The following is a 26,234-nucleotide window of genomic DNA, read 5'->3' on the forward strand; positions in this document are numbered from 1 at the left end:
ATAAACGACTGCATAAACACAAATATCACGCGTTATCCGCTAAAACCCTTTCCGCAAGGCCATTTGCACCCTACCGTCAGTGGCGTTATCGTTACCGACTTCACAGAACAAGCAATAGAAACTCGGCTATGACATTTTCACTTTTTGGCGACAAATTCACCCGCCATTCAGGCATTACCCGCCTGATGGAAGACCTCAACGACGGTTTACGCACTCCAGGTGCCATCATGCTAGGCGGCGGTAACCCGGCGCAGATCCCTGAGATGAACGCGTACTTCAATAATCTACTGGCGGAGATGCTGGAAAGCGGCAAAGTCTCTGAAGCGCTGTGTAATTACGATGGTCCTCAGGGCAAAAATGAACTGCTCGTCGCCCTGGCCGATATGCTGCGCAATGAATTAGGTTGGGAGATCGGCCCACAGAATATTGCACTGACAAATGGCAGCCAAAGCGCGTTTTTCTACTTGTTCAATCTGTTCGCCGGTCGACGCGCGGACGGTTCTACTCGCAAAGTCCTGTTCCCGCTGACGCCAGAGTACATTGGCTATGCGGATTCCGGCCTCGAAGACGATCTGTTTGTCTCTACCCGCCCGCACATTGAACTGCTCCCGGAAGGGCAGTTTAAGTATCACGTCGATTTCGATAATTTACCGATCGGTGAAGACACCGGGATGATCTGCGTTTCACGCCCAACAAACCCAACGGGTAACGTGATAACCGACGATGAACTGAAACAGCTCGATGCATTAGCGAATAAGCACGGCGTGCCGCTGGTTATCGATAATGCTTACGGCGTTCCTTTCCCAGGCATTATCTTTAGCGAGGCGCGCCCACTGTGGAACCCGAACACCGTGCTGTGCATGAGTTTGTCCAAACTCGGCCTGCCGGGCAGCCGCTGCGGCATCATCATTGCCAACGAATCGATAATCACCGCCATCAGCAATATGAACGGTATCATCAGTCTTGCGCCGGGCAGCATTGGGCCGGCCATCATGTGCGAAATGATTAAGCGTCGCGATCTGCTGCGTCTGTCAGAAACGGTCATCAAGCCGTTCTACTACCAGCGCGTACAGGAAACCATTGCCACGATCCGCCGCTACCTGCCGGAAGAGCGCTGCCTCATCCATAAGCCTGAAGGGGCCATCTTCCTGTGGCTGTGGTTTAAAGATTTGCCGATTACCACTGAAGTGCTCTATCAGCGTCTGAAAAAACGCGGCGTCCTGATGGTGCCTGGCGATTTCTTCTTCCCAGGGCTGGATAAACCCTGGCCGCACACCCACCAGTGTATGCGAATGAACTATGTGCCGGAGCCGGATAAAATTGAAGCCGGTGTCAAAATTCTCGCGGAAGAAATTGAATTCGCCTGGAAAGAACAGCATTAAAATATGATATATCAGTCTCTAAAAACGGGGGCTGATATTTTTCCGTGATCTCCATTGTTATTTGATAAAAAGAAAACAGAAATATCCTCTAACTACCCTACTCGGATTACTCCCAATTTCGGCCTCCTATTTCATTACCACTACATACTCACACCTATTATTTACCATGACTTAATATGTTAAATGTGAAGTAACAATATGTTTCTCAAGATCATATTTATTTGCATAGCAGACTTTGTTTATACCTAAGTTAAATCGGACGAATCCATACTTTCGTATGAAAATAAACGCCCCATGCAAGGCTTAATTTTCACCATACACTGACTAATACGCACTCGGCGTTTTTAACTGGTGGAGATAAGATCATGGCCTCTAAAAAAATTAGCCAATTAAGCATAATTGCTATGGCGGTGCTTCTTGCTTTCTCACTCTCTGCCTGTAGCGGAAGCGGCGGAGGTTCACATTCAACGGCCAAAAACGGCACCACGACGGGTAGCGGTTCTGGCGGTGGAGACGGTTCTGGCGGTGGAGACGGCTCCGGCGGCGGCGATGGTAGCGGCGGCGGGAACGGTAATGGTAACGGCAATGGATCGGGTACCGGTAGCCAAACCGCTGGCAGCAGCATTCTGGGTGAAACCGGAAAAGCGGTATCCGGCGTGGGCGATACGTTGGGCGGTCTGGGTAGTCAGTTGACCAGCACGGCGGGCAACAACCCGGTCACTTCAACCATTTCAACAACCGTCACCGGCGTGGGTAACGCGGTCGATACCTTAGGAACTGGCGTAACCAACGGCGTTGGGAACTCATCAAACCCTAACGGCGTGGGGACGACGCTGCAGGGGACCACCAGTACCGTTACGGTGCTGGGGAATACGGTATCCGGCGTGGGTAGCAACCTGTCCACCAGCACCTCCGGCACGCCGGTGGCTGGGGTGACTGGGTTAGTTGGCAACGTGGTGAATAGCGCGGGTCAGATTGTCAGCAGCACCGGTACTGGCTTAACCAGCACGCTGCAAAGCCCAGGTGCCGTAGCCGCCACGACCGGCGTAACCTCCGTCGTCAATAACACGCTTTCTGGGGTCCAGGGCGTCACTCAGGGCGTCGGGACTACAACCGGTTTAGGCACTCCGGTTAACGGCCTGCTCACCCAGGTGGGCACCACCGTAAGCGGGCTTGGTAACAACGTCAGCACCTCAACGCCGGCACTGGGCGGCGTCGGGCAGGTCGTCACTAGCGTCGGGAATATCGTGACGGATGCCGGTGGCTTAGTGAAACCAACCGGCACACAGACCAGCAGCGGCGGCCTGCTGGCAAACGCCTCACTGGGCGGCACGGTCAGCTCATTAACCAATACGCTCAACGTCAGCACCTCTGCTAACGCCAGCGCCAGCAGCTCTTCAACCACGACCACCACCACTCCTTTAGGTGGTCTGCTTAGCGGGTTAACGTTAAAAAAATAAGCTATATATTTATTAATGCTTTCCGTGCCCCCGCAATGGGGGCACGTTTTTCAGCAGAATAACAATAATCATCCTTGCACAATAAAATACACAAGGAACGCGTCATGAAAACGACCCTGGCTTATGCGCTATCGGGGGTTGTTCTGCTTAATATAGCCAGAGCAGACACATTACCCGCATTGATTGACCCCAATAACCCGGCAAAGGCGGAACATAACAGCACGCCGCAAGCCCCTCCTGCAGCAGCCCCGAGTTTAACCGTAAGCGTTCCTAAAAATAAATTAACTCCGGAAACGCTTATTAAAGTCGATCATATTCAATTTATTGGCGGCACTGTATATCCGTTAAAAGAGCTATTGCAGCCTTTTGTTCCCTACGCACATAAACAGGTTCCGTTAAAAACGCTGGTCGGGCTTATTAATGATATTACGCTTCGCTACCGTGCTGACGGCTATCCGCTCTCCTACGCCTGGCTTCCGGATGACAACTTTCATGACGGCACGATCAAAATCGTTCTGGTCGAGGGCTATGTTGCGCACAGCGACATTCAAAGTAATAACCCCAATCTGGCAGAGCGCTTAAAACGGCTTGCCGCCAAAATCATGGCCGAGAAGCCGCTGACGCAGGCAACCTTCGACCGCTATACCCAGTTGATGACTCGCACCCCCGGCGTCACCGTCGATGCAAGCGCACAGCTGCCGCAAAACATCTATGGTGCCGCGGCCATGCAGGCTAAAAGTATTCAGCCGCATATCTGGGATATCTCATCGACCATTGATACCCGTCGCGATCAAAACATGGCGTTCGTCACCGGGTCGCTGAGCAACTTAACCAGCTATGGCGATCAGCTCGGGCTGGCGACACTGATTCCGCTCGACAGCTCAACGCGGAAATCCTATTTAGGGTTGAACTATCAACAGTTCCTGACCGACGACGGGCTGATGATGCAGCTCAAAGGTAGCTTCTACCGCGATAACCCGCGGGACTACACGCCGCTTCTGTACTTCCCGGGCGGCTACTTAGACTCCCGACAAAAAACCACTCAGTATAACGGCGGCGCGATGTTCAGCTATCCGGTGATCCTCACCGGCAAGCAACAGCTCAACATCAACGGAGGCGTGGACTATACCGACCGACGCAATGACAATCATCTCCGCCAGATTCAGAATAACCAGACAGTCGCGAGCGGCGATATCAACAGCCACGTTCGCTACCCGGCATTTGAGTTCGGCATCAACGGCCTGCAGGCGTTCGATCGCGCCAGCATTAACGGCAAACTAACGCTACGTCAGGGCGTAGACATTTCGTCTATGGCGGATGCCGCGCCAGCCTTCGGCAACGATCTCTCGTTCACGCTGTGGAAAAGTAATATCGATGCGGCCTGGATGATCACCGACAAATGGCGGCTCTCCACCTCGATGGAAGGCGACTGGTCAGATAACGACTTACCCGAACCTGAACGCGTCAGCTTCGGTGCCCAGCGCTTTGGCCGCGGCTACCAGGACGGAGAGGCCAGCGGTGACTACGGTTATGGTGGGCAGGTTGAGCTTCGCTACGTGCACCCGATAAAAGAGAACAGCTGGGTTGCCACCGTGCAGCCGTACGTGTTGACCGACACCGCCCAGACCTGGTTCAACGCGCCAGGTCTCCCACATCAGCGGCTTGCGTCTGTTGCCACCGGGGTGATGTTTGGCGACAACAAGCACTACAGCCTGACGGTCGAGGCCGCGCGCCCGGTGGGCGATGTGCCAACCGACAGCCACAATCGTGACTGGCGCTACAGCCTGACGTTCAGCTGGAACTTCAACAACCTACATTAATCCCGGCACCGGGCGCTGGCTAACGTCAACACAGGCCAGCGCTCCGGTCGGACACGCCGCCACACAGGCAGGGCCTTCTTCACGGTGACGGCATAAATCGCACTTTATCGCCTGTGGTCGTCGAGCCTGCACACTGACGTTCATCGCTCCAAATGGACACGCCAGCATGCAGCTCTTACAGCCGATGCATAGTGCCTGCTGAACAGCAACCATGCCATTTTCACGCCGGATCGCACCAGTAGGACACACGTTACTGCACGGCGCATCTTCACATTGGTGGCAGGCCACCGCCGTGGAAAACGTCCCGCCCTTCACCACCCGAATGCGGGGAAGAAACGCCTCGCGCGAGACGCTAGCGCACGCCTGCTCATCCTGATGCGCCACCACGCAGGCCACTTCACAGGTTCGACAGCCAATGCACTTTAAGGAATCAGCGACAATAAACGGGTTCATTCCCCACTCCGTTGCGAGAGATAAACCCTAAGAGTGCCAGAGCGGCGGGGCGATTCGCTTTGATCCGACGTGGGGAATGGGCATTTTTTGCTAAATGCCAGAGTCAATTCAGTCGTTTGCCTCAGGCCGAATTGATATGTTCCTTACAGTACCGCCGCTTCCACACAGCGGGCGTCAGCCCGGTGTGCTTGCGGAAGATTTGTCGGAAATACCCCACATCAGCGAAACCGCACTGTTCGGCGACCTCCTTCAGTGAACGCGCATGATTGCTCAGTAGCTTCTCCGCCGCCCTCACCCGCTGGCGATGAATGGCTTCGGTGATGGTGAGGTGGAAAACGCGGCGATAAACGCGCCCCAGATAGTCCGCGTTGCAGTGCAGTTCTCGCGCCAGCATGGAGGTCGACAGCGGGAGATGGTAGCGCGTGTGAATCACCTGCTGCGCTTTCCATGCCAGCGCCGCGCCGCCTTCATCCTTTGGCTCCGCCTGCTGTGCTGAAAGCGAAATATGCTGCAAGATCAAAAGCAAAATGAGTTCCAGCGAGGCGTTACGCTGAATTTTTTCCTGCTCGTTGAGAAACTGGCGAAACAGCGATGTGAGGTACTGAGGGTCGTGTAGCGTGGTCTGCTGAGGAATAGCTAAATGCGTGACCAGCGGGTGTGGCGGCGTCGAGGCGTTAATCTCGAAATGCAGCCAGTAGAATTTCAGATCGGCGGGAAAATCCTCGAGGCCAACGTGCCGTCGACCGGGCCAGAGCAGCAGACTATCCCCCGCAGCAACGTGAAAAGTACGATCCTCTTCCTGAATCGCTAACGTCCCTTTCTCAACAAACAGCACCTCCCACGAACGCAGCCTGCGGGCCGGGTGACGCCCCACGCCCCGAGAGATAAAAAGCCCGCCGTTTTGCACCTTAATCGGAAGCGCTATGGATAGATTGAGCATAAATATTAATAATCCCGCTTTTTCGTGGAGCAAAAACACTCTTTCTAATTGATTATTAATAATTAAAGTCGTTTACGCTCGATCGCCTTCACACTTTTCCAATCAGGTCGGAATTACCCACTTTTTATACTTCTTTGTGACCTTGTTGGTCACCGTTTTCCAGGCAAAATTAAACAGGTCATGACACTACAACAATATCCCTACTAAAAGCAGACATCTCCACATTGCGAGGAGCATCCCATGACCGCTACACCCATTTCCACCAGCGAGGTTGTGCCGGGTACCCTGGACGAGAAGTTAACCGTTCGGGAGAAAATCGGCTACGGCCTTGGCGATGCAGGCGGCACCGTCATTACCTGCCTGATCATGAACTTCCTGACCTTCTTTTATACCGACGTTTTCGGTCTGACGCCTGCCCTGGTCGGCACGCTATTCCTGGCACTGCGCGTTTTTGACGCAATTTCCGACCCAATCATGGGCGTGCTGGCCGACCGCACGCAGAGCCGCTGGGGCCGATTCCGTCCATGGCAGATGTGGATTGCGATTCCGATTGCGATTGTGGGTGTGCTCACCTTCACCGTGCCCGATGCCAGCATGGGCGTGAAGATTGCGTGGGCCTTCGGCACCTATTTGCTGCTCTCCGTCAGTTACACCGCCATCAACGTGCCTTACTGCGCGCTCATCAACACCATGACCACCCGCCACAGCGAGGTCATCTCCTGCCAGGCATGGCGCTTTGTACTGTGCGGCGTGGCGGGCTTTTTGGTCTCCGTTGGCCTGCCGTGGCTGGTGAAAGCGCTTGGGCAGGGCAATACCGCGCAGGGGTATCAATACGGCGTCGCCGTGCTGTGCGCGATTGCCGCGGTAATGTTCCTGTGCTGCTTTTTCTGGGTCCGCGAGCGCGTGTCGCTGGATATGATGGGCAAATTCACCCTACGCGAGCACATCGCCGGGCTGCGTAAAAACGATCAGCTACTGCTGATGCTGGTGATGTCATTCCTGCTGATTAACGTCTTTAATATTCGCGGCGGCGGCTACATGTACTTCATCACCTACGTGCTGGGCGGCTCGACCGGCTACACCTCGCTGTTCTTCACCATGGTGACCTTCGCATCGATTTTCGGGTCGGTGATCATCAACTTTCTGTCGCGCCGCTTTGATACCGTCAAACTCTATTACTACACCAATCTGGTGCTGGCGGCGCTCGCCGTAGGAATGTGGTTTTTACCCACCGGCCCCGCCTATCAGACCCTGTGGCTCGCGGTCATTCTCGGCAACGGCATTATTCTCGGCTTCACGCTGCCGCTGCATTTCTCGCTGATGGCCTTCTCCGATGACTACGGCGAGTGGAAAACCGGCGTGCGCTCTTCCGGGATGAACTTCGCCTTTAACCTGTTTTTCATCAAGCTGGCCTGGGCCTCCAGCGCGGGCATTATCAGCCTTGTCTTTATCTACGTGGCTTATCAGCCGGGTGCCGGAAACCAGACGGCATCCTCGCTGGCGGGAATATCCTCGATGGAAACGCTTCTGCCGGCGCTGTTCCACCTGCTGCTGGCGTTCTCCATCCGCGCCTGCAAGCTCAATAACCCAATGATGTCGCGCATTGCTACCGACCTGCGCGCGCGTCACGTTTCGTCTTAAGGAGTTTGTCATGTCCGTTATGGAAGTCGATCTGCATACGTTGAAAGTGAATGACCCGTTTTTCGCCCAGTACCAGCAGCTGGTACGCGATGTGGTGATCCCGTATCAATGGGATGCGCTGAATGACCGGATAGACGACGCCGAACCGAGCCATGCGATAGAGAATTTCCGCATTGCCGCAGGCCAGCAGGAGGGGGAGTTTTACGGCATGGTCTTCCAGGACAGCGACGTGGCGAAGTGGCTGGAAGCCGTCGCCTGGTCGCTGTGCCAGAAGCCGGATGCCGAGCTTGAACGCACCGCCGATGAGGTTATCGAACTGGTTGCCGCCGCCCAGTGCGAAGATGGTTATCTCAATACCTACTTTACGGCAAAAGCGCCCGATGAGCGCTGGACCAACCTGGCCGAATGCCACGAGCTTTACTGCGCTGGGCATATGATTGAAGCGGGCGTGGCCTTCTTCCAGGCCACCGGCAAGCGCCGCCTGCTCGAGGTGGTATGCCGTCTGGCTGACCATATCCACCAGGTCTTCGGTACCAGTGAGCAGCAGATCCACGGCTATCCGGGCCATCCGGAGATCGAACTGGCGCTGATGCGCCTGTACGAAGTGACTCAGGAACCGCGCTATATGGCGCTGGTGAACTATTTCGTCGAAGAGCGCGGCAAACAGCCGCACTTCTATGACGATGAATACGAGAAGCGCGGTAAAACATCCTACTGGCACACCTATGGCCCGGCGTGGATGGTGAAAGACAAAGCCTACAGCCAGGCGCATCAGCCGCTGGCCGAGCAGCAAACCGCTATCGGCCACGCGGTACGCTTTGTCTACCTGATGACCGGCGTGGCGCACCTTGCCCGGCTAAGCCACGACGAAAGTAAACGCCAGGACTGTCTGCGCCTGTGGAACAACATGGCGCAGCGCCAGCTGTACATTACTGGCGGCATCGGTTCACAGAGCAGCGGGGAAGCCTTTAGCAGCGACTACGACCTGCCGAACGACACGGTCTACGCCGAAAGCTGCGCCTCGATTGGCCTGATGATGTTCGCCCGTCGCATGCTGGAAATGGAAGGCGACAGCCAGTATGCCGACGTTATGGAGCGCGCCCTGTATAACACGGTGCTCGGCGGCATGGCGCTGGACGGTAAGCACTTCTTCTACGTTAACCCGCTGGAAGTGCACCCGAAAACGCTGCAGTTTAACCACATCTACGACCACGTGAAGCCCGTGCGCCAGCGCTGGTTCGGCTGCGCCTGCTGCCCACCGAATATCGCACGCGTACTGACCTCCATCGGCCACTATATCTACACGCCGCGCGAAGATGCGCTGTACGTAAACCTCTACATTGGTAACAGTGTAGAAGTGCCGGTGGGTGAGCAAACGCTGCGGCTGCGAATTAGCGGTAACTACCCGTGGCAGGATCAGGTCAAGGTAGCCATTGATTCACCGGAGCCGCTGAACCACACGCTGGCGCTGCGTCTGCCGGACTGGTGCAGCGCGCCGCAGGTGGCGCTGAACGGTCGTGACGTCGCGGGGACGGTGAAAAAAGGCTATCTGCATATCAGCCGCACTTGGGTTGAGGGCGATACGCTCACCCTGACAATGCCGATGCCGGTGCGCCGCGTCTACGGTAACCCGCTGGTGCGCCACGTCGCTGGGAAAGTCGCCGTGAAACGCGGGCCGCTGGTCTACTGCCTGGAGCAGGACGACAACGGCGAGGAGCTGCATAATCTATGGCTGCCGGATAACGCAACGTTTACCGAGCTGGAAGGCAAAGGCATTTTCGCCCACAAGGTGCTGCTACAGGCGCAGGGCGTGAAGTACACCACGCGCCATCCAGAAAAACAGTCGCTGTGGCATTACGACACGGCACCCGCCGAGCGTCAGACGCAAACGCTGACCTTTATTCCGTGGTTTAGCTGGGCGAACCGTGGCGAGGGAGAAATGCGGATTTGGGTCAACGAAGAGAAACAGGCTGAGTGATCGTGCGATATGTTGCCTGATGGCGCTGCGCTTATCAGGCCTACGACCCGTAGCCCGGACGAGGCGTGAATACGCCGACTCCGGGTTCCCCGGCGGCGCTGTGCTTGGCCGGGCTATGATTATTTGTAGGTTCATCCCATAATGGCGATCCTGCCTACCTCATCCACCGCCAGATAATTTATAGTGTTCTCATTCGATAAATAACGCATAAACACAATCACATGGATGAATTCAAAACCGTCGCTTTAAAGAAAATCAGCGCTGGCTCAATTTATAAAATCTACCTTCTGGGGCTGCTCTGCTCACTCGTTCCGATAGGTATCCTGAACGGTATTCTCGGCGCGATTGGGATTACGCTGTTCGCCGTTCGCTGGAATGGGGAAGTGATACATGGCGCTAGCACGTTGATTATCAGCCCCTGCCTGTTTGCGCTGATGGCGCTGATGTTTACCGGCGTTCTCGGCAGCCTGAGCTGGGCAGGGCTATGGTTCTATAGCCAGTTCCGCCCACTGATAGTACGCCTCTCACTCATCGACCCAGAGCGGTAGGCCTGATAAGCGCAGCGCCATCAGGCACAAAAAAAGCAGAACGCGAGCGTTCTGCTTTTTTTTATTACCGAGCCCGAATTACATCGCCGCGCGGAAAATCGCCATAATCTCGTCGTGGGTGGCCTGGATAGGGTTGGTGAAACCGCACGCGTCTTTCAGCGCGTTGGTTGCCAGCACCGGGATATCCTCTTCCTTCACATTCAGGTCACGCAGGCCGGCAGGGATATTCACCTGGCGCGCCAGTTTACGGATCGCATCAACGCATGCCGCCGCACCCTGCTCGTCGTTCATCGCGCTCACATCGATATTCATCGCCTTCGCACAATCACGCAGACGCGCAGCAGCCACTTTGCTGTTGAACACCTGAACGTGTGGCAGCAGTACCGCATTGCAAACGCCGTGCGGCAGGTCGTAGAAACCGCCCAACTGGTGCGCCATTGCGTGAACGTAGCCCAGGGAAGCGTTGTTGAACGCCATGCCCGCCAGGAACTGCGCGTAGGCCATCGCTTCACGCGCTTCGCTGTTGCTACCGTGTTCAACGGCGGTCGGCAGGTTTTCAACAATCATGGTGATCGCTTTTAGCGCGCAGGCGTCGGTAATCGGCGTGGCGGCGATAGAAACGTAGGCTTCAATCGCGTGGGTCAGCGCATCCATACCGGTGGCGGCGGTCAGCCCTTTCGGCATGCCTTCCATCAGGGAAGAGTCGTTAACGGACAGCACTGGCGTCACGTGTTTGTCGACAATCGCCATTTTGATATGACGCGTGACGTCGGTGATGATGCAGAAACGGGTCATTTCAGACGCCGTGCCCGCCGTGGTATTAATCGCGATCATTGGCAGCTGAGGCTTCGCAGAGCGGTCAACGCCTTCGTAATCACGGATATCGCCGCCGTTGGCAGCCACCAGCGCGATCCCTTTCGCGCAGTCGTGCGGAGAACCGCCGCCCAGGGAGATGACGCAATCACAATCATTGGCGCGCAGCATTTCCAGACCCTCTTCAACGTTGACCGTTGTAGGGTTTGGATGGGTGCCATCAAACACCACGCTCATGATGTCGAATTCCTGCAGACGTTTCTGGATATCACCGGCAACGCCCAGCTTGTTCAGCACTGCATCGGTGACAATCAGCGCACGGCGATAGCCGTACTCTTTCATTGTGCTCATTGCGTCATTTAACGCGCCATTACCGATGACATTCACAGATGGAATGAAGAAAGTCGATGCAGCCATGATAGTTCCTTTATTTAATAAGCAGGCTGTCGAGGCTATAGCAATATTTATCGAGAAAACCCGATCAAGTTGGCATTTTTATCTATTAATAAAACAAAATGCACACCATGTTATTGTTTATGGTGTGCTTTTTAGAGTTTTATATATCCATGTATTTTATTTGATATCTTTTCGCAGTGTTTTGTTAATTTTTATTATCCGGGAACAGTAGCGCATCGCGTAATAAATGGTCATTCCCGCGACGGCGGGTAAAACCAATACGGTTAAAATATTCGAGAATTTGAATCGCCAGCTTACGGCCGACGTTAAGCTTGTCGCGGAAGTCCGCCGCGCAGGTCGAGCCTTTCTCCTGGTCGAGCTCACGAATCATGCTCGCAAAGGTCACAATCCGGTCGTTACGATAGTAGCGGTCTTTGACAATCGCGGTAATCATCCCCTGCTGCGCCGCCAGGCGTAACACGCTGCGCATGATGTTTTCATCAGTACCGGTTTGCGTCGCCAGATCACGCACCCACCAAGGTTCATCACCAAACAGCGGCGCGGCTTTCTGCCACACTGCCTGCTGTTCATCGGTAAAGCCCGCTTTATGGTCCGGCAGATGCAGCCAACCATGGTGGCTGGCAATCACGCCGCTTTCACGCATCTGCTCGATAAGCGTCAGCACCAGCGCTTCGTCTTCCATCGGCAGCGCAATGCGGCGTAAGCGCTCGCGGCCTGGCCCCGGCTCATCCTTGTGCTGCTCATGATAAATCGCCAGCGCGTCCAGCAGTTTGCGCTGCCAGCGGGCCGCCAGCGGCGCATCCAGCAGGCTATCGCCCGCGAGAATAAAGCCCGGCTGGGCAATCAGCTTCTCAAGGCCCTGAGTGCTCAACTGGCGCGCCCAGGCAAAATCACGCAGATTAACGGCGTCGCGGGTGAGATGCACCGCCAGTGCCTGCGCATCTTCTTTGGCCAGCGCCAGTGCGGCAATCCACGCCAGATATTCAGGTTTACGCTTGCCGCGACGCGGCGAATTGAGCGTCACCACGCGCGCCCCGGCCAGCGTCACTTTTGCTGAGATATCGCGCAGCACCAGCCGGTCGTTATCCGCCAGCCACAGCGGCGCGTCGAGCACCAGTTCGGCCAGGTTATCTTCCAGCAGCGACACGCGCCCGGTGATATGGCTCGCCGCATGGTGGATATGCAGCGGCTGCCACTGGGTCAGCGGCACATGGCTTTGTAGCTCGACGATCACCCGTTCAGACGGTGCGGGCGGCGCTTCGCTCAGCAGCCAGTCACCACGGTTAAGATCTTCTTTTTGCGCCGCCCCGGCAATATTCAGCGCAATACGTTGGCCACCGTGGGCCTGTTCGACCGGCTGATTCTGCGCATGCAGGCCGCGCACACGCATCGGCGTGTTCATGCCGGTTAGCCACAGCGTGTCGCCCACGCGCACATCGCCCGACAGCGCCGTGCCGGTCACCACCAGCCCTGCGCCTTTAACGGTAAACGCGCGGTCAATCGCCAGACGAAAACGCTGGTTTTCCGGGTGCTCGCGGGCGGTCAGCTGGCGCAAATGGTCGCGCAGCTCATCAATACCGCGGTTTTCCATCGCAGCGGTTTCAAACAGCGTCGCCTGTTCAAAGCCGTATTCACGCAGAACATCGGCGACTTCACAGCGAACTTCGTCAATACGCGCGGAATCAACGCGGTCGACTTTAGTTAATGCGACGGTCAGCGTCGGGTTACCGGTCAACTGGAGGATCGCCAGATGCTCACGGGTTTGTGCCATCACGCCGTCATCGCATGCCACCACCAGCAGGGCATGGTCAATGCCACCCACGCCTGCCAGCATATTGGAGAGGAATTTTTCATGCCCTGGCACATCGATAAAGCCCAGCACGCGCCCATCCGGCTGCGGCCAGTAGGCGTAACCGAGGTCAATCGTCATACCGCGGGATTTCTCTTCCGGCAGGCGGTCGGCGTTAATACCGGTGAGCGCCTGCAGCAGGGTGGTTTTGCCGTGGTCAACGTGACCGGCGGTGGCAATAATCATTTCAGCAACATCTCCAGGAATCGGGGTTCATCTTCAAGGCAGCGTAAATCGAGCCACAGACGCCCATCATAAATACGGCCAATGACCGGAACGGGCAGGCTGCGCCAGGCGCTGGAAAGCGCCTCCAGCCGGCTGCCTCTGCCATCAAGCGGCGTCAGCGCAATCGCGGCGCTCGGCAGGCTTTCAGACGGCAGCGAACCGCTGCCAATCTGCGACGCACACGGCATGACCTGCACCGCAAACTCATCGCCATAGCGCTGCAACAGCGGCTCGCGCAGGCGTAACGCCTGCTGGTGAATCTCTTCAACCGGGCGGCTTAACAGGCGCAGCGTCGGCAGCTCTGCCGCCAACTTTTCCGGGTGTAAATAGAGGCGCAGCGTGGCTTCCAGCGCGGCGAGGGTCATTTTATCAGCGCGCAGCGCACGTTTAAGCGGATGCTGCTGTAACTGGGCTATCAGCGTCTTTTTGCCAACGATAATCCCGGCCTGCGGGCCGCCGAGCAGCTTATCGCCGGAGAAACTGACCAGGCTGACGCCTGCGGCAATCATCTCCTGCGGCATGGGTTCTTTCGGCAGGCCGTAGCGGCTGAGATCAACCAGCGAACCGCTACCGAGATCTGCCACCACCGGCACGCCAAGCTCGCGGCCAATCTCCGCCAGTTCCGCTTCTTCTACCGATTTGGTAAAGCCTTCAATGCTGTAGTTGCTGGTATGTACCTTCATCAGCAGCCCGGTGTTGTCGTTGAAGGCCTGACGGTAATCTTTCGCATGAGTGCGGTTGGTAGTGCCCACTTCATGCAGAACGCAGCCCGCCTGACGCATCACGTCGGGAATGCGAAACGCCCCGCCAATCTCCACCAGCTCACCGCGTGAAACCACAACTTCTTTTCCCGCCGCCGTCGCCGCCAGCATCAGCAGCACCGCCGCGGCGTTGTTATTCACAATGCAGGCATCTTCCGCACCGGTTAAACGGCACAGCAGATCGGCAAGCGCGCGATCACGGTGCCCTCGCCCTGCGCCGTCGAGATCGTACTCCAGCGTCACCGGGTCGCGCATCGCCTGGGTCACAGCAGCAATCGCCGCCTGCGCCTGCTGCGCGCGCCCAAGATTAGTGTGCAGTACCGTCCCCGTCAGGTTAATCACCGGGCGCAACGCGCTTTGTGCATCACGGTTCAAACGGCGCTGCGTCTCCTGCGCCCAATCGTCGCACCAGGCGGGAAGCATCTGCTGCTCGCGAATGCAAAGGCGCGCCTCATCCTGCATCTGGCGGAGTTGTTCCACCACCTGCGAGTGACCATGGGTATCGAGTAAACGGGCAAAAGCGGGATCGCGAAGCAGGCGATCGGTCGCCGGAAGCTGGCTGTAGAGCGAACGGGTATCGGTAGTCATGAGTAGGCCTGACGGTTAAATGTTACCCCTCCCGACGGGAGAGGGAGTCATAAGGGAGGGATTGTACAATGTACAGCAGCTCCGCGTTATAGCGTTCAATCAAGCCTTTGGCGGTTCGGTGCGCGCAAAACTTTCACGCAGGAAGAGCGTTTCGGCGAGCTTCACCAGATTTGGCCGATCCACGCACCAGCCCGGCGCAATGCGGCGGAAGTTCAGGTAGCCAATCGCACAGGCAATGGCAATGGTGGCCAGGTTGAGGGTATCGGTTTTCAGCGTACCGTCCGCCAAATAGCCTTCCAGCGCGTCCAGACTGCGGCGAATTTTCTCGCGCTGGCGCAGCACTTCGGCTTCCGACTGCTGTGCCGCCGGGCGCGCCTGCTCGCGGACCGACGCCAGCCCCGCATCCATAATGCCGTCGGCCAGCGACTCCATCTGACGCACTTTCAGCGCGGCTAGCGGGTCGCGCGGCACCATCTCCGGCGCCACGCCCAACAGCTCGATGTACTCGGCGATAATCGGGGAGTCGAACCAGCACTCGCCGTCATCCGTCACCAGCGCGGGCACTTTGCCCAGCGGGTTATACTGCGCCACGCCGTTTTCGGCGTTGTAGGGCTGTTCGTTAACAAACTCAAAAGCGATCCCCTTTTCCAGTAAGAGGATCGATATTTTGCGTACAAATGGGCTGGTATAGCTGCCGACCAGTTTCATCTTCATCTCCTTTGCGCCAACAAAGAGATCAGTATGGCTCAGGTCGCCGCATTCGCCCTCTGGTTTTTGCCCGCCTAGTGATCCAGATAGAGATAATGCATCCAACTGGTCATGCGCAGCAGGACTTTACGCATCACCGAGACGTGGGCGAAGTGGTCAGAGTAAACGGCAACCTGGGCGTAGATGCCGTCCGGCAACGCATCAACATCGGCATTAGGGTCCAAATCGATAAGCGCCATCACCCCGTCGGTGCCCGGAACCACCGTGAGCGATTGCAGTGCTCCCTGTGCCTGATAAGAACCGCCTGGTACCACCGGTAATATACTGGCGAGTTTGCCGTGAAACACCTGGCCGGGTAGCGCGTTAAACACCACTTCGGCATCATCACCCGCTTCCAGTCTCAGCAGCGAGTTCTGGCGGAACTGCGCCACTATTTGCCGTTTCTGTTCCGGGATAAACACCATCACCGGGCGCAGCGGCAGCGCGGCGGCGTAAGTACCAGGGCGGATCAGCACCTGCGTGGCGTAACCATCGCTGGGTGCGCGAACCACCGTCTGGTCGAGGTTATATTTGGCTTCCGCCAACTGTGCGCGCAGGCTGACAATCTGCGATTGCTCGCCGTTAACCATGCTGTCCAGTTGGCTCTTAATCTGCGACTGCTCGGCAACCGAGCCTTTGACCATCGCATCCTGGGCCAAATAGTTCTGTCGGGCGTTGTCGATATCGCTTTCAGAGAAAGGGTTCACCCGCGCCTGACTGCCCTTCAGGTAACGCTGATAGTCTTTGTACAAACGGTCGCGCTCCGCCGAGACTCGCGTGGTGTTGGCCTGAGCCTCGGAAAGCTGGCCTTTTAAGGTATCGATATTGTGCGTGGCGGTAACGAGGTCGGCCTGGAGGCGGTCTACCCGTGCCTGATAGCGGGTCGGGTCGAGTTTAAATAGCACCTCGCCTTTTTTAATCAGCTGGTTATTTTTATCCGTTACTTCGCTGACGACGCCGGTGACCTGCGGCGTAATTGGAATGGAAATCACCGCCTTCTGGGCCGTAAAGGTATAAGGGTGGTTATAGTTCATTAATAAAATAAGTCCGCTAACTAAAAAGATACCGCCCAATGCCGCGGTTGCCAGCGTCCATTGATTCACCGGAATACGGAATATTTTAAATACCGCCCACGCGAGCGCGACGTAGGTCAAAACAATCAGCAGATCCATGTTTATTGCTCCGCAGTCGTGTCAGCCGAGGGGCGAATGTCCGCCAGCTTTTGCTCAAGCTCCGTCACCCTTTGGGTAAGCCGGGCGAGAGTATCGTCAGCGGGCGGTTGGGGTTCTGGCGCGGGAATATGCGCCTGCATGCCCCACCCCCGGTCGGGCTGGTAGAGCGTCGCCCAGATCCATAGAAAGGGCCATATCACGTGCAGAGTAAACAGGCTAACCCACCCGGCAGTATGAATCGCATCGGCATGGGGATGGTTGCGTTTTTTCGCGATGTTATAGGGAATATCATGGATCATGATGATTCCGTAAAACAGCACCAGAAAGACGAAGATGAGCACACCCAACGCAAAATAGTTTAGAAACATACCTGCCTCAGATTCACGCTATTCGGGTTTTTGAGATGTCTGGCGGCCGAAGACACGACTGACCGATATGTTGAAAATAATATTCAAACGCTATTTTCGCCATCACCCGGCGGGGTAATTTTTATTTCTGGAGAGAGGCAAAGTATATCCCGGGTAATACCCAGTGCATTACCCGTTTGAGAAACAGCCCAAACCGACGCTATTTGTGTTGAGAATCTACCGGACGGTACAGGTTGCGATAGTAGGCCAGACGCTCAAGGAACATCTCGGCTTTATCTTCCGGAATATCCTCCGGCACGCGATCGTTATGCGGCTTTTTGTGCAGGTATTCGACAAACGCCTGGCTGGAGGCCATAAAATCGACCGCTTTATCGATAATCTGCGGAATGTTTTCACCCATTTTATTGCTCATCGCACGTCCTCCTCATCGTTTAACCTTACTTTAAGAATGGTTAATCAACGCCAACCAGGTTAAGGAAAATGTGCGGATTTTTGTCACTTATTTTCAAAAAAGCGATCGCGTTAACTCATTTCAGAAATCACTTTATAATTCATGTCATTACTTGAGTAATATGCTTATTATCACGCAAAGAAACTTCTCCATTTTGTATAATTAACTACCAGAAATGAGCGACAACGCGCATACTAGAGGCTATTACGTCTATTTGTTATCAGATACCAGCAACATGAAAGAAATCGAAAAAAACGAAATTAAACGCCTGAGCGACCTGCTTGATGCGATTCGCCACCAGCAGGCAGCGCTGTCCCTGGTGGAAGGCGCCGAGAAGTACGCCGAGCTTGAGGTTGAAAAAACTAAGCTTGAAACGGAAATCGCGCGTCTGCGTGAAGTGCGTACTCAGAAACTCAGTAAAGAAGCGCAGCAGCTGACCAAACTGCCGTTCAGCCGCGCGATTACCAAAAAAGAACAGGCCGACATGGGCAAGCTGAAGAAAAGCGTCCGTGGTCTGGTCGTTGTGCACCCAATGAGCGCCCTTGGCCGCGAAATGGGCCTGCAGGAGATGACCGGGTTCGCGAAGAGCGAGTTCTAAGTCTCTCCCCTGAACCTTCTCCCGCCGGGAGAAGGTTGCCTTTCCTCCCCCCCCAAAAATCTCTCCCGCAATTGGCCCAACCAATTTCACAACCAAATCGCTATTGGTTCACAATTCCATTATTTCTAGTCACAAACACATTGCTAGAACATAACATTTAGTTAACCATTCATTGGCATTACCCCTACATCACCATATTGGCAGGGCCAATTTTACATAAACCGTGACGCAGAGCTGAGCATAGACTCACCGCAACCGGCGCGTGTGGCCCCCTGGAGACCTGCATGAGCCTCTGGCAACAAAACTACGATCCGGCCGGGAATATCTGGCTGTCCAGCCTGATCGCATCACTTCCGATCCTGTTCTTCTTCTTCGCGCTGATTAAGCTCAAGCTGAAAGGCTATGTCGCGGCAAGCTGGACGGTATTTATCGCGCTGGCCGTGGCGCTGTTGTTCTACAAGATGCCGGTTGACCGCGCGCTGGCGTCGGTGGTTTACGGCTTCTTCTACGGCCTGTGGCCGATTGCCTGGATTATTATCGCCGCCGTCTTCGTCTACAAAATCTCGGTGAAGACCGGGCAATTCGACATTATTCGTTCGTCGATCCTCTCGATTACCCCGGACCAGCGTCTGCAAATGCTGATTGTCGGCTTTTCCTTCGGCGCATTCCTCGAAGGGGCGGCAGGCTTTGGCGCACCGGTGGCGATTACCGCCGCGCTGCTGGTTGGCCTTGGCTTTAACCCGCTGTATGCCGCAGGCCTGTGCCTTATCGTCAACACCGCGCCGGTAGCGTTCGGCGCGATGGGTATTCCCATCCTGGTGGCCGGGCAAGTCACCGGCCTGGACAGCTTTGAAATCGGCCAGATGGTTGGCCGTCAGCTGCCGTTCCTGACCATTATCGTGCTGTTCTGGATCATGGCGATTATGGACGGCTGGCGCGGCATCAAAGAGACCTGGCCTGCCGTGATGGTCGCGGGCGGTTCGTTTGCTATCGCCCAGTACCTCAGCTCCAACTTCCTCGGGCCGGAACTGCCGGACATCATCTCTTCGCTGGTTTCTCTGGTGTGTTTGACGCTGTTCCTCAAGCGCTGGCAGCCGGTACGTATTTTCCGCTTTGGCGATATGGGCGCTTCGCAGGTCGATATGAACCTGTCGCGCACTCACTACACCGCAGGACAAGTGGTTCGCGCCTGGTCGCCGTTCCTGTTCCTGACCGCGACCGTCACCCTGTGGAGCATTCCGCCATTCAAAGCGCTGTTTGCCCCGGGCGGCGCGCTGTATGACCTGGTAATTAACATTTCGGTACCGTACCTCGACAAGCTGGTTGCGCGTATGCCTCCGGTAGTCAGTCAGGCCACGGCTTATGCGGCGGTTTATAAATTTGACTGGCTGTCAGCGACCGGCACCGCGATTCTGTTTGCCGCCCTGCTCTCTATCGTCTGGCTGCGCATGAAGCCGAAAGATGCCATCAGCACCTTTGGCTCCACGCTGAAAGAGCTGGCGTTACCGATTTACTCCATCGGCATGGTGCTGGCGTTCGCCTTTATCTCGAACTACTCCGGCCTGTCGTCGACGCTGGCACTGGCGCTGGCGCATACCGGCCATGCGTTCACCTTCTTCTCACCGTTCCTCGGCTGGCTCGGCGTGTTCCTGACCGGTTCAGACACCTCCTCCAACGCCCTGTTTGCCGCGCTTCAGGCTACCGCCGCGCAGCAGATTGGCGTGTCGGACGTGCTGCTGGTTGCTGCCAACACCACCGGCGGCGTGACCGGGAAGATGATTTCACCGCAGTCTATCGCCATTGCCTGTGCGGCGGTGGGTCTGGTGGGCAAAGAGTCTGACCTGTTCCGCTTTACCGTGAAACACAGCCTGATCTTCACCTGTATGGTGGGCGTGATTACCACGCTGCAGGCGTACGTCTTAACCTGGATGATCCCGTGATAATCGTGCCCAAACGTCTGTCAGACGATGTCGCCTGCCGCGTGCGGGCATTGATTGAAGAACAGCAACTGGAAGCGGGTATGCGATTACCCGCCGAAAGGAAGCTGGCAGCCCAGCTCGGCGTCTCGCGCAACTCACTGCGCGAAGCGCTGGCGAAGCTGGTAAGCGAAGGATTACTGCTTAGTCGTCGCGGCGGCGGCACCTTCGTGCGCTGGCAGCATGAGGGCTGGTCTGAACAGAATATTGTGCAACCGCTGAAAACCCTGCTGGCCGATGACCCGGACTACAGCTTCGATATCCTCGAAGCCCGCCACGCCATCGAAGCCAGCACCGCCTGGTACGCCGCGATGCGCGCGACCGAGGCCGATAAAGAAAAAATCCGCCTCTGCTTTGAAGCCACCCAGAGCGACGACCCGGACCTCGCCTCACAGGCCGACGTTCGCTTCCATCTGGCCATCGCAGAGGCATCTCACAACGTGGTGCTGCTGCAAACCATGCGTGGCTTCTTCGACCTGCTGCAATCTTCGGTGATTCAGAGTCGCGAGCGCATGTATCTGGTGCCGCCGGTGTTTGCGAAGCTCACCGAGCAGCATCTGGCCGTCCTCGACGCCATCACCGCTGGCGATGCCGAAGGTGCTCGTCAGGCGATGATGGCGCATCTCGGCTTTGTCCACACCACCATTAAACGTTTCGATGAAGACCTGGCCCGCCAGGCGCGGATTACCCGCCTGCCCGACGACCACACTGAACTTTCCAGGGAGAAAAAAGCATGATTATTTCCGCCGCGAGCGATTATCGCGCCGCCGCCCAGCGCATCCTGCCGCCGTTCTTGTTCCACTATATTGACGGTGGCGCGTATGCGGAACACACCCTGCGCCGCAACGTGGAAGACCTGTCAGATGTGGCGCTGCGCCAGCGCATCTTAAGAAATATGTCCGACCTGAGCCTGGAAACCACGCTGTTCAAAGAGCAGCTCTCGATGCCGGTGGCGCTCGCGCCGGTTGGTCTGTGCGGCATGTACGCTCGTCGCGGTGAGGTGCAGGCCGCCGCCGCCGCCGATGCCAAAGGTATTCCGTTTACGCTTTCCACCGTGTCGGTGTGCCCGATTGAAGAGGTCGCCCCGACCATCAAGCGCCCGATGTGGTTCCAACTGTACGTGCTGCGCGATCGCGGCTTTATGCGCAACGCGCTGGAGCGCGCCAAAGCGGCAGGCTGTTCAACGCTGGTCTTTACCGTTGATATGCCAACCCCCGGCGCACGCTACCGCGACGCCCACTCCGGCATGAGCGGCCCCAACGCCGCCATGCGCCGCTACTGGCAGGCCGCCACCCATCCGCAGTGGGCGTGGGACGTGGGCCTGAACGGTCGCCCGCACGACTTAGGCAATATCTCCACCTACCTCGGCAAGCCAACCGGGCTGGAAGATTACATCGGCTGGCTGGCGAATAACTTCGATCCGTCCATCTCGTGGAAAGACCTGGAGTGGATCCGTGAGTTCTGGGACGGCCCGATGGTGATCAAAGGGATCCTCGACCCGGAAGATGCCCGCGACGCGGTGCGCTTTGGTGCCGACGGGATCGTCGTTTCCAACCACGGCGGCCGCCAGCTTGACGGCGTACTCTCCTCCGCTCGCGCGCTGCCGGCCATTGCCGATGCGGTGAAAGGCGATATTACGATCCTGGCCGACAGCGGTATCCGCAACGGCCTGGACGTGGTGCGCATGATTGCGCTGGGCGCGGACAGCGTGCTGTTAGGCCGTGCGTATCTGTATGCGCTGGCGACTCACGGCCAGGCAGGTGTCGCTAACCTGCTGAATCTGGTTGAGAAAGAGATGAAGGTGGCGATGACGCTGACCGGGGCGAAATCGATTAAAGAGATTAGCCGTGATTCGCTGGTGCAGAGTGTGGAAGTGGCACAGACGTTTGGGGCTATTCAGCAGGGGAGCGCGGCGTAGGGTCGTGCGGTTTTTTCCCCTCACCCTAACCCTCTCCCCGTAGGGGCGAGGGGACCGTTTAGTATCGTTTGCACACCCGCATCCCCCTAGGGGCAAGGGGATTGTTCGGTTTCGTTTGCTCACCCGCAGACCTGCTCTGCTCCCTCTCCCTTTCAGGGAGAGGGCCGGGGTGAGGGTTTCCCCAAATTCTGCTATCCTGCCCCGCAATCCAAGGGGGCAGCATGCTTAACATCGTTTTATTCGAACCTGAAATCCCACCTAATACCGGGAACATCATCCGTCTGTGCGCCAACACTGGCTTTCGTCTGCATATCATCGAACCGATGGGCTTTGCCTGGGATGACAAGCGTTTGCGCCGCGCCGGGCTGGACTACCACGAGTTCACCGCCGTCACGCGCTATGCCAATTACGCCGCCTTTGTTGAGAGCGAAAACCCGCAGCGTCTGTTTGCCCTGACCACCAAAGGCACGCCCGCCCACAGCGCGGTGAGCTATCAGGACGGTGACTATCTGATGTTTGGCCCGGAAACGCGTGGGCTGCCGGCGACCATTCTGGACGCGCTGCCACCGGAGCAAAAAATTCGTATTCCAATGATGCCGGACAGCCGCAGCATGAACCTGTCGAACGCAGTGTCGGTGGTGGTATATGAGGCGTGGCGCCAGCTGGGGTATCCGGGCGCGGTATTGCGCAGCTAGCGCATTCCCGGGGGCGGCGCGATGCGCCTTGCCCGGGCTACAGTTAAAGGTAGCCCGGCCGAGCGAAGCGACGCCGGGAAAGCCGCGGTATTGCGCAGTTGATATTTACCGGATGGCGGCTACGCCTTATCCGGCCTACGGTTTGGTAGGCCCGGTAAGCGCAGCGCCACCAGGCAAGGAATCAAATCCCGTCGCCGTACTCAAATCCGTGATTGATGCCGTTGAAGTGCTGGTCCATATCCATCGCTGGTTTATCCGACTCCGGCTTGCCAACGATACGCGCTGGTACGCCCGCAGCGGTGGTGTGTGGTGGAACCGGCTGAAGCACCACCGAGCCCGCGCCGATCTTCGCCCCGCGACCCACTTCGATATTTCCGAGGATCTTCGCCCCGGCCCCAATCATCACGCCTTCGCGGATTTTCGGGTGACGGTCGCCGCTGGTTTTACCGGTACCGCCGAGGGTCACGGACTGCAGGATAGAGACATCGTTTTCGATAACCGCGGTTTCGCCCACCACAATGCCGGTCGCGTGGTCAAGCATGATGCCGCGGCCAATCTTCGCCGCCGGGTGAATATCCACCTGGAACGACACCGATACCTGGTTTTGCAGGAAAATGGCCAGCGCACGTCGCCCCTGCGCCCACAGCCAGTGGCCGATACGGTAGGCCTGTAAGGCGTGAAAGCCCTTCAGGTACAGCAGCGGCGTAGAATATTTGTCGACCGCCGGGTCACGGGTACGCACGGCCTGAATATCACAGGCGGCGGCGGCAATCATTTCCGGGTCTGCGGCGTAGGCTTCTTCCACCACTTCGCGGATAGCGATGGCAGGCATAATCGGCGAAGCCAGCTTGTTGGCGAGCATGTAACTTAAAGCGCTGCCGAGGTTTTCGTGCTTGAGTAACGTCGCGTGATAGAAACTGGCGAGCATAGGCTCACAGTCCGCCAGAGCCCTGGCTTCCGCTTTAATATTGTTCCAGACAATTTCCAGTTCTTCACACGACATTGCTTACTCCAGACATATTGGAACGATCGGCAAGTCTGCGCTTGCCGGATCGTCGGGATGACAAAGGTTTCCTGCGTTTTTAGCTGCCGCTATGCTCATCCTTGCGTGCACGACCTAATAAGGTCAATGCTGCCTCGCGCGCGTTTTTTCCGCAATATAATACCTGATAAATTTCCTCGGTTATTGGCATTTCGACACCTACACGGTGCGCCAACTCGCGGACTTCTTTGGTATTACGGTAACCTTCGACCACCTGGCCAATGCTGTCCTGCGCTTCCTGAACCTGTGCGCCTTTCCCCAGCGCCATACCGAAACGACGGTTGCGCGACTGGTTGTCAGTACAGGTCAACACGAGATCGCCGAGCCCCGCCATGCCCATAAAGGTCACCGGGTCAGCGCCCAGCGCCACGCCAAGGCGCGACATTTCGGTCAGGCCACGGGTGATCAGCGCCGTACGTGCGTTCGCGCCAAAGCCGATACCGTCGGAGATACCTGCGCCAATCGCAATCACGTTTTTCACCGCGCCGCCCAGCTGGACGCCGATGAAATCCGGGTTGCTGTAAACGCGGAAGCTCTTGCCGCAGTGCAGCAACTGCTGCAAATCGTCGGCAAAGACCGGGTCCGTTGCCGCCAGCGATATCGCCGTTGGCAAACCTGCCGCCAGTTCTTTGGCAAAGGTTGGGCCGGAAATCACCGCCAGTGGAATCTCGTCGCCCAGCGCTTCACGCGCCACGTCCTGCAGCAGGCGGCCGGTTTCAGCCTCCAGCCCTTTCGTCGCCCATAGCAGGCGAGCGTCAGGACGCAGAAGTGGTTTCATCTGGCGCAATACGTCGCCAAACACGTGGCTTGGCACCACCACCAGAATATCGCGGCTGGCGGCCAGCGCGGTCGCTAAGTCGCTTTCCAGGTGGAGGGTATCGGGGAACGGAACGTCGGGAAGGAATGCCGCATTGCAGCGATCGTGCTGTAAGGTCGCGACATGTTTGGGATCGTGGCCCCAGAGTACAACCTGGTGGCCGTTCCTTGCCACGGTGATGGCAAGAGCGGTGCCGTACGAGCCGGCACCGATCACAGTCATTGAAGCATTAAGTGCGTTCATCAGGCATCCTGATGTTGTTCTGCACCTTCGCCAGCCTGCTGCTGCAGATAGTTCATGAACAGCGCATCAAAGTTAACCGGCGCAAGGTTCAGCTGTGGGAAAGTCCCACGGGAAACCAGGCTGGTGATACATTCACGCGCATACGGGAACAGGATATTCGGGCAGTATGCGCCCAGGCAATGAGCCATCTGAGTCCCTTCAATACCTTCGATGGAGAAGATACCCGCCTGCTGAGTTTCGCACAGGAACGCGGTTTCTTCGCCAAGGGTCGCCGTTACGGTGACACGCAGCACCACTTCATACACGCCTTCAGCCAGCTGGTTGGAAGCGGTATCAAGATCAAGTTTAACCTCTGGCTGCCAATCTTTCTGGAAAACATGTGGTGCATTTGGTGCTTCGAAAGAAACATCTTTGGTGTAGATGCGCTGAATCTGGAAAGCCATTTCTGCGTTGTTTTGTTCTGACATGTGTAAAAACCCTTTCGTGTTGTCCTTAAAAAAAGCGGTATGCCTCACGCCCGCCCAGGTCAGGCGTGAACGCCTCGCAAAGCATTAGCGCAGCAGGGGATCGAGTCCACCACGCGCATCAAGCGCGTACAAGTCATCACAGCCGCCAATGTGCTGTGCATCAATAAAAATCTGCGGAACCGTGGTGCGGCCGCTGCGCTGAATCATCTCTTCGCGCTTTTCGGCATTACCGTCGATTGGCAGTTCCTGGAAGGCAACGCCTTTTTCAGACAGCAGCGCCTTCGCACGATGGCAATAAGGACATGTCGCTTTGGTATAGATCTCAATCTTAGCCATGACAGCTCTCCTGACTTTACCCGATGAATGAGCCGGAATTATTTGCCGCGAACCAGAGGCAGGTTTTCACCGCTCCAGCCAGCGATACCTTCTTTCAGTACGAAGACTTTTTCAAAGCCGGCTTTCAGCAGTGCGTTAGCAGATTCAGTCGCCTGCATGCCCGAACCGTCGGCAACGATAACCGGCTTGTCTTTATGTTTTTCCAGCTCGCCAACGTTGTTGGCTTTGATTTCAGCCGGCAGCAGGTTCACAGAACCGGCGATGTGGCCTTTACGGAAATCGTCACGCTGACGCAGATCAACCACCACCGCGTCTTCTTTGTTAATCAGACGGGTCGCTTCACCACGGTTGATGACCTTAACTTTAGACATCAGCCCTTTAAAGGTGGTGACCAGTACGGCCGCCAGCAACGCGACCCACGCGATGCTCAGGACAGGGTGACGACCAACAAATTGCATAATCTCTTGCATGGGGGGTAACAGCTCCCGACGTGTAATGTTTAAAAACCAGGGATGGAGTATACCTGCGG

25 protein-coding genes are annotated in these 26,234 nt (G+C 56.6%); 11 read left to right on the forward strand and 14 right to left on the reverse strand.

The window, feature by feature from the left end; translation table 11 throughout:
- The first annotated feature begins 128 nt into the window (after window positions 1-128).
- The 3 genes from avtA (at window position 129) to ACLGE8_RS05325 (ending at window position 4,662) form a co-directional block, all read left to right on the forward strand.
- Window positions 129-1,382, forward strand: coding sequence for a valine--pyruvate transaminase (avtA, locus tag ACLGE8_RS05315; protein ID WP_410996994.1), 1,254 nt, complete (start codon window positions 129-131; stop codon window positions 1,380-1,382).
- A 365-nt stretch (window positions 1,383-1,747) separates the two neighbouring features.
- Entirely contained in the window at window positions 1,748-2,842 is a 1,095-nt protein-coding gene (locus tag ACLGE8_RS05320; RefSeq protein WP_410996995.1) for a collagen-like triple helix repeat-containing protein, read from the forward strand.
- Between the two features lie 104 nt (window positions 2,843-2,946).
- Window positions 2,947-4,662 carry a ShlB/FhaC/HecB family hemolysin secretion/activation protein gene (locus ACLGE8_RS05325; RefSeq protein ID WP_410996996.1) on the forward strand — a complete coding sequence of 572 codons (1,716 nt, stop codon included), beginning with the start codon at window positions 2,947-2,949 and terminating at the stop codon, window positions 4,660-4,662.
- On the opposite strand, the gene ACLGE8_RS05330 is transcribed toward ACLGE8_RS05325, so the two are convergent.
- Window positions 4,654-5,115 carry a 4Fe-4S dicluster domain-containing protein gene (locus ACLGE8_RS05330; RefSeq protein ID WP_410996998.1) on the reverse strand — a complete coding sequence of 154 codons (462 nt, stop codon included), beginning with the start codon at window positions 5,113-5,115 and terminating at the stop codon, window positions 4,654-4,656. The two genes, ACLGE8_RS05325 and ACLGE8_RS05330, sit on opposite strands and share 9 nt — an antisense overlap.
- Window positions 5,116-5,236: 121 nt before the next feature.
- The gene (locus ACLGE8_RS05335) at window positions 5,237-6,055 is read right to left on the reverse strand and encodes a helix-turn-helix domain-containing protein (protein WP_410997000.1); all 819 of its coding nucleotides are present in this window, start codon (window positions 6,053-6,055) and stop codon (window positions 5,237-5,239) included.
- 240 nt (window positions 6,056-6,295) lie between these two features.
- Here ACLGE8_RS05335 and ACLGE8_RS05340 point away from each other — a divergent pair, with 240 nt between their 5' ends.
- The 3 genes from ACLGE8_RS05340 (at window position 6,296) to ACLGE8_RS05350 (ending at window position 10,222) form a co-directional block, all read left to right on the forward strand.
- Window positions 6,296-7,696 (forward strand): MFS transporter, encoded by a 1,401-nt coding sequence (locus tag ACLGE8_RS05340; protein ID WP_410997002.1) that lies wholly within the window; start codon window positions 6,296-6,298, stop codon window positions 7,694-7,696.
- A gap of 10 nt (window positions 7,697-7,706) precedes the next feature.
- Complete coding sequence (locus ACLGE8_RS05345) at window positions 7,707-9,674, forward strand: glycoside hydrolase family 127 protein (RefSeq protein ID WP_410997004.1); 1,968 nt, start codon at window positions 7,707-7,709, stop codon at window positions 9,672-9,674.
- Between the two features lie 221 nt (window positions 9,675-9,895).
- On the forward strand, window positions 9,896-10,222 hold the full coding sequence (locus ACLGE8_RS05350; protein WP_410997006.1) for a hypothetical protein: 327 nt from the start codon (window positions 9,896-9,898) through the stop codon (window positions 10,220-10,222).
- A 78-nt stretch (window positions 10,223-10,300) separates the two neighbouring features.
- Here ACLGE8_RS05350 and yiaY read toward each other — a convergent pair whose 3' ends face one another.
- From yiaY to ACLGE8_RS05385, 7 genes are all read right to left on the reverse strand, one after another.
- On the reverse strand, window positions 10,301-11,452 hold the full coding sequence (gene yiaY / locus ACLGE8_RS05355; protein ID WP_410997007.1) for an L-threonine dehydrogenase: 1,152 nt from the start codon (window positions 11,450-11,452) through the stop codon (window positions 10,301-10,303).
- 184 nt (window positions 11,453-11,636) lie between these two features.
- Window positions 11,637-13,487 carry a selenocysteine-specific translation elongation factor gene (selB, locus tag ACLGE8_RS05360; protein WP_410997008.1) on the reverse strand — a complete coding sequence of 617 codons (1,851 nt, stop codon included), beginning with the start codon at window positions 13,485-13,487 and terminating at the stop codon, window positions 11,637-11,639.
- Window positions 13,484-14,875 carry an L-seryl-tRNA(Sec) selenium transferase gene (gene selA, locus ACLGE8_RS05365; protein ID WP_410997009.1) on the reverse strand — a complete coding sequence of 464 codons (1,392 nt, stop codon included), beginning with the start codon at window positions 14,873-14,875 and terminating at the stop codon, window positions 13,484-13,486. Before selA ends, selB begins: the two co-directional genes overlap by 4 nt.
- Window positions 14,876-14,974: 99 nt before the next feature.
- A complete protein-coding gene (locus tag ACLGE8_RS05370) occupies window positions 14,975-15,583 on the reverse strand; it encodes a glutathione S-transferase (RefSeq protein ID WP_410997010.1) in 609 nt (202 codons plus the stop codon).
- A gap of 74 nt (window positions 15,584-15,657) precedes the next feature.
- On the reverse strand, window positions 15,658-16,794 hold the full coding sequence (locus ACLGE8_RS05375) for an HlyD family secretion protein (protein ID WP_410997011.1): 1,137 nt from the start codon (window positions 16,792-16,794) through the stop codon (window positions 15,658-15,660).
- A 2-nt stretch (window positions 16,795-16,796) separates the two neighbouring features.
- Entirely contained in the window at window positions 16,797-17,162 is a 366-nt protein-coding gene (locus ACLGE8_RS05380; RefSeq protein WP_410997012.1) for a DUF3302 domain-containing protein, read from the reverse strand.
- Window positions 17,163-17,361: 199 nt separating this feature from the next.
- The gene (locus tag ACLGE8_RS05385; protein WP_410997013.1) at window positions 17,362-17,574 is read right to left on the reverse strand and encodes a hypothetical protein; all 213 of its coding nucleotides are present in this window, start codon (window positions 17,572-17,574) and stop codon (window positions 17,362-17,364) included.
- 274 nt (window positions 17,575-17,848) lie between these two features.
- Between ACLGE8_RS05385 and ACLGE8_RS05390 the strand changes: the two genes are divergently transcribed.
- The 5 genes from ACLGE8_RS05390 to trmL all read left to right on the forward strand — a co-directional run bounded on the left by ACLGE8_RS05390 (window position 17,849) and on the right by trmL (window position 22,800).
- Window positions 17,849-18,211, forward strand: a complete 363-nt coding sequence (locus ACLGE8_RS05390) for a YibL family ribosome-associated protein (protein ID WP_185667462.1) — start codon at window positions 17,849-17,851, stop codon at window positions 18,209-18,211.
- Window positions 18,212-18,495: 284 nt separating this feature from the next.
- Window positions 18,496-20,151 carry an L-lactate permease gene (lldP, locus tag ACLGE8_RS05395; protein ID WP_410997015.1) on the forward strand — a complete coding sequence of 552 codons (1,656 nt, stop codon included), beginning with the start codon at window positions 18,496-18,498 and terminating at the stop codon, window positions 20,149-20,151.
- Window positions 20,148-20,924: a transcriptional regulator LldR gene (gene lldR / locus ACLGE8_RS05400; RefSeq protein ID WP_410997017.1), complete on the forward strand. Its 777-nt coding sequence runs from the start codon at window positions 20,148-20,150 to the stop codon at window positions 20,922-20,924. The genes lldP and lldR overlap by 4 nt, the downstream gene beginning before the upstream one ends.
- Complete coding sequence (lldD, locus tag ACLGE8_RS05405) at window positions 20,921-22,105, forward strand: FMN-dependent L-lactate dehydrogenase LldD (protein ID WP_410997019.1); 1,185 nt, start codon at window positions 20,921-20,923, stop codon at window positions 22,103-22,105. The genes lldR and lldD overlap by 4 nt, the downstream gene beginning before the upstream one ends.
- Before the next feature lie 221 nt (window positions 22,106-22,326).
- Window positions 22,327-22,800, forward strand: a complete 474-nt coding sequence (trmL, locus tag ACLGE8_RS05410) for a tRNA (uridine(34)/cytosine(34)/5-carboxymethylaminomethyluridine(34)-2'-O)-methyltransferase TrmL (RefSeq protein ID WP_333495458.1) — start codon at window positions 22,327-22,329, stop codon at window positions 22,798-22,800.
- 181 nt (window positions 22,801-22,981) lie between these two features.
- Here the strand turns inward: trmL and cysE are convergent, their stop codons facing one another.
- From cysE to ACLGE8_RS05435, 5 genes are all read right to left on the reverse strand, one after another.
- Window positions 22,982-23,803: a serine O-acetyltransferase gene (cysE, locus tag ACLGE8_RS05415; protein WP_185667467.1), complete on the reverse strand. Its 822-nt coding sequence runs from the start codon at window positions 23,801-23,803 to the stop codon at window positions 22,982-22,984.
- A gap of 79 nt (window positions 23,804-23,882) precedes the next feature.
- The gene (gene gpsA / locus ACLGE8_RS05420; protein ID WP_333495457.1) at window positions 23,883-24,902 is read right to left on the reverse strand and encodes an NAD(P)H-dependent glycerol-3-phosphate dehydrogenase; all 1,020 of its coding nucleotides are present in this window, start codon (window positions 24,900-24,902) and stop codon (window positions 23,883-23,885) included.
- Window positions 24,902-25,369 carry a protein-export chaperone SecB gene (gene secB / locus ACLGE8_RS05425; RefSeq protein WP_064541041.1) on the reverse strand — a complete coding sequence of 156 codons (468 nt, stop codon included), beginning with the start codon at window positions 25,367-25,369 and terminating at the stop codon, window positions 24,902-24,904. The genes gpsA and secB overlap by 1 nt, the downstream gene beginning before the upstream one ends.
- Before the next feature lie 84 nt (window positions 25,370-25,453).
- Window positions 25,454-25,705, reverse strand: a complete 252-nt coding sequence (grxC, locus tag ACLGE8_RS05430) for a glutaredoxin 3 (RefSeq protein WP_185667469.1) — start codon at window positions 25,703-25,705, stop codon at window positions 25,454-25,456.
- Between the two features lie 38 nt (window positions 25,706-25,743).
- Window positions 25,744-26,175 (reverse strand): rhodanese-like domain-containing protein, encoded by a 432-nt coding sequence (locus ACLGE8_RS05435; protein WP_410997022.1) that lies wholly within the window; start codon window positions 26,173-26,175, stop codon window positions 25,744-25,746.
- Window positions 26,176-26,234 lie beyond the last annotated feature (59 nt).

The sequence above is a fragment of the Kluyvera sp. 142486 genome (assembly GCF_046569695.1).
Taxonomy (GTDB): domain Bacteria; phylum Pseudomonadota; class Gammaproteobacteria; order Enterobacterales; family Enterobacteriaceae; genus Kluyvera.

Excerpts from the sequence above, each read along its gene's own strand:
- avtA (WP_410996994.1), top strand. The coding sequence starts at position 129 with ATGACATTTTCACTTTTTGGCGACAAATTCACCCGCCATTCAGGCATT.
- ACLGE8_RS05320 (WP_410996995.1), top strand. The coding sequence starts at position 1,748 with ATGGCCTCTAAAAAAATTAGCCAATTAAGCATAATTGCTATGGCGGTG.
- ACLGE8_RS05325 (WP_410996996.1), top strand. The coding sequence starts at position 2,947 with ATGAAAACGACCCTGGCTTATGCGCTATCGGGGGTTGTTCTGCTTAAT.
- ACLGE8_RS05330 (WP_410996998.1), bottom strand. The coding sequence starts at position 5,115 with ATGAACCCGTTTATTGTCGCTGATTCCTTAAAGTGCATTGGCTGTCGA.
- ACLGE8_RS05335 (WP_410997000.1), bottom strand. The coding sequence starts at position 6,055 with ATGCTCAATCTATCCATAGCGCTTCCGATTAAGGTGCAAAACGGCGGG.
- ACLGE8_RS05340 (WP_410997002.1), top strand. The coding sequence starts at position 6,296 with ATGACCGCTACACCCATTTCCACCAGCGAGGTTGTGCCGGGTACCCTG.
- ACLGE8_RS05345 (WP_410997004.1), top strand. The coding sequence starts at position 7,707 with ATGTCCGTTATGGAAGTCGATCTGCATACGTTGAAAGTGAATGACCCG.
- ACLGE8_RS05350 (WP_410997006.1), top strand. The coding sequence starts at position 9,896 with ATGGATGAATTCAAAACCGTCGCTTTAAAGAAAATCAGCGCTGGCTCA.
- yiaY (WP_410997007.1), bottom strand. The coding sequence starts at position 11,452 with ATGGCTGCATCGACTTTCTTCATTCCATCTGTGAATGTCATCGGTAAT.
- selB (WP_410997008.1), bottom strand. The coding sequence starts at position 13,487 with ATGATTATTGCCACCGCCGGTCACGTTGACCACGGCAAAACCACCCTG.
- selA (WP_410997009.1), bottom strand. The coding sequence starts at position 14,875 with ATGACTACCGATACCCGTTCGCTCTACAGCCAGCTTCCGGCGACCGAT.
- ACLGE8_RS05370 (WP_410997010.1), bottom strand. The coding sequence starts at position 15,583 with ATGAAACTGGTCGGCAGCTATACCAGCCCATTTGTACGCAAAATATCG.
- ACLGE8_RS05375 (WP_410997011.1), bottom strand. The coding sequence starts at position 16,794 with ATGGATCTGCTGATTGTTTTGACCTACGTCGCGCTCGCGTGGGCGGTA.
- ACLGE8_RS05380 (WP_410997012.1), bottom strand. The coding sequence starts at position 17,162 with ATGTTTCTAAACTATTTTGCGTTGGGTGTGCTCATCTTCGTCTTTCTG.
- ACLGE8_RS05385 (WP_410997013.1), bottom strand. The coding sequence starts at position 17,574 with ATGAGCAATAAAATGGGTGAAAACATTCCGCAGATTATCGATAAAGCG.
- ACLGE8_RS05390 (WP_185667462.1), top strand. The coding sequence starts at position 17,849 with ATGAAAGAAATCGAAAAAAACGAAATTAAACGCCTGAGCGACCTGCTT.
- lldP (WP_410997015.1), top strand. The coding sequence starts at position 18,496 with ATGAGCCTCTGGCAACAAAACTACGATCCGGCCGGGAATATCTGGCTG.
- lldD (WP_410997019.1), top strand. The coding sequence starts at position 20,921 with ATGATTATTTCCGCCGCGAGCGATTATCGCGCCGCCGCCCAGCGCATC.
- trmL (WP_333495458.1), top strand. The coding sequence starts at position 22,327 with ATGCTTAACATCGTTTTATTCGAACCTGAAATCCCACCTAATACCGGG.
- cysE (WP_185667467.1), bottom strand. The coding sequence starts at position 23,803 with ATGTCGTGTGAAGAACTGGAAATTGTCTGGAACAATATTAAAGCGGAA.
- gpsA (WP_333495457.1), bottom strand. The coding sequence starts at position 24,902 with ATGAACGCACTTAATGCTTCAATGACTGTGATCGGTGCCGGCTCGTAC.
- secB (WP_064541041.1), bottom strand. The coding sequence starts at position 25,369 with ATGTCAGAACAAAACAACGCAGAAATGGCTTTCCAGATTCAGCGCATC.
- grxC (WP_185667469.1), bottom strand. The coding sequence starts at position 25,705 with ATGGCTAAGATTGAGATCTATACCAAAGCGACATGTCCTTATTGCCAT.
- ACLGE8_RS05435 (WP_410997022.1), bottom strand. The coding sequence starts at position 26,175 with ATGCAAGAGATTATGCAATTTGTTGGTCGTCACCCTGTCCTGAGCATC.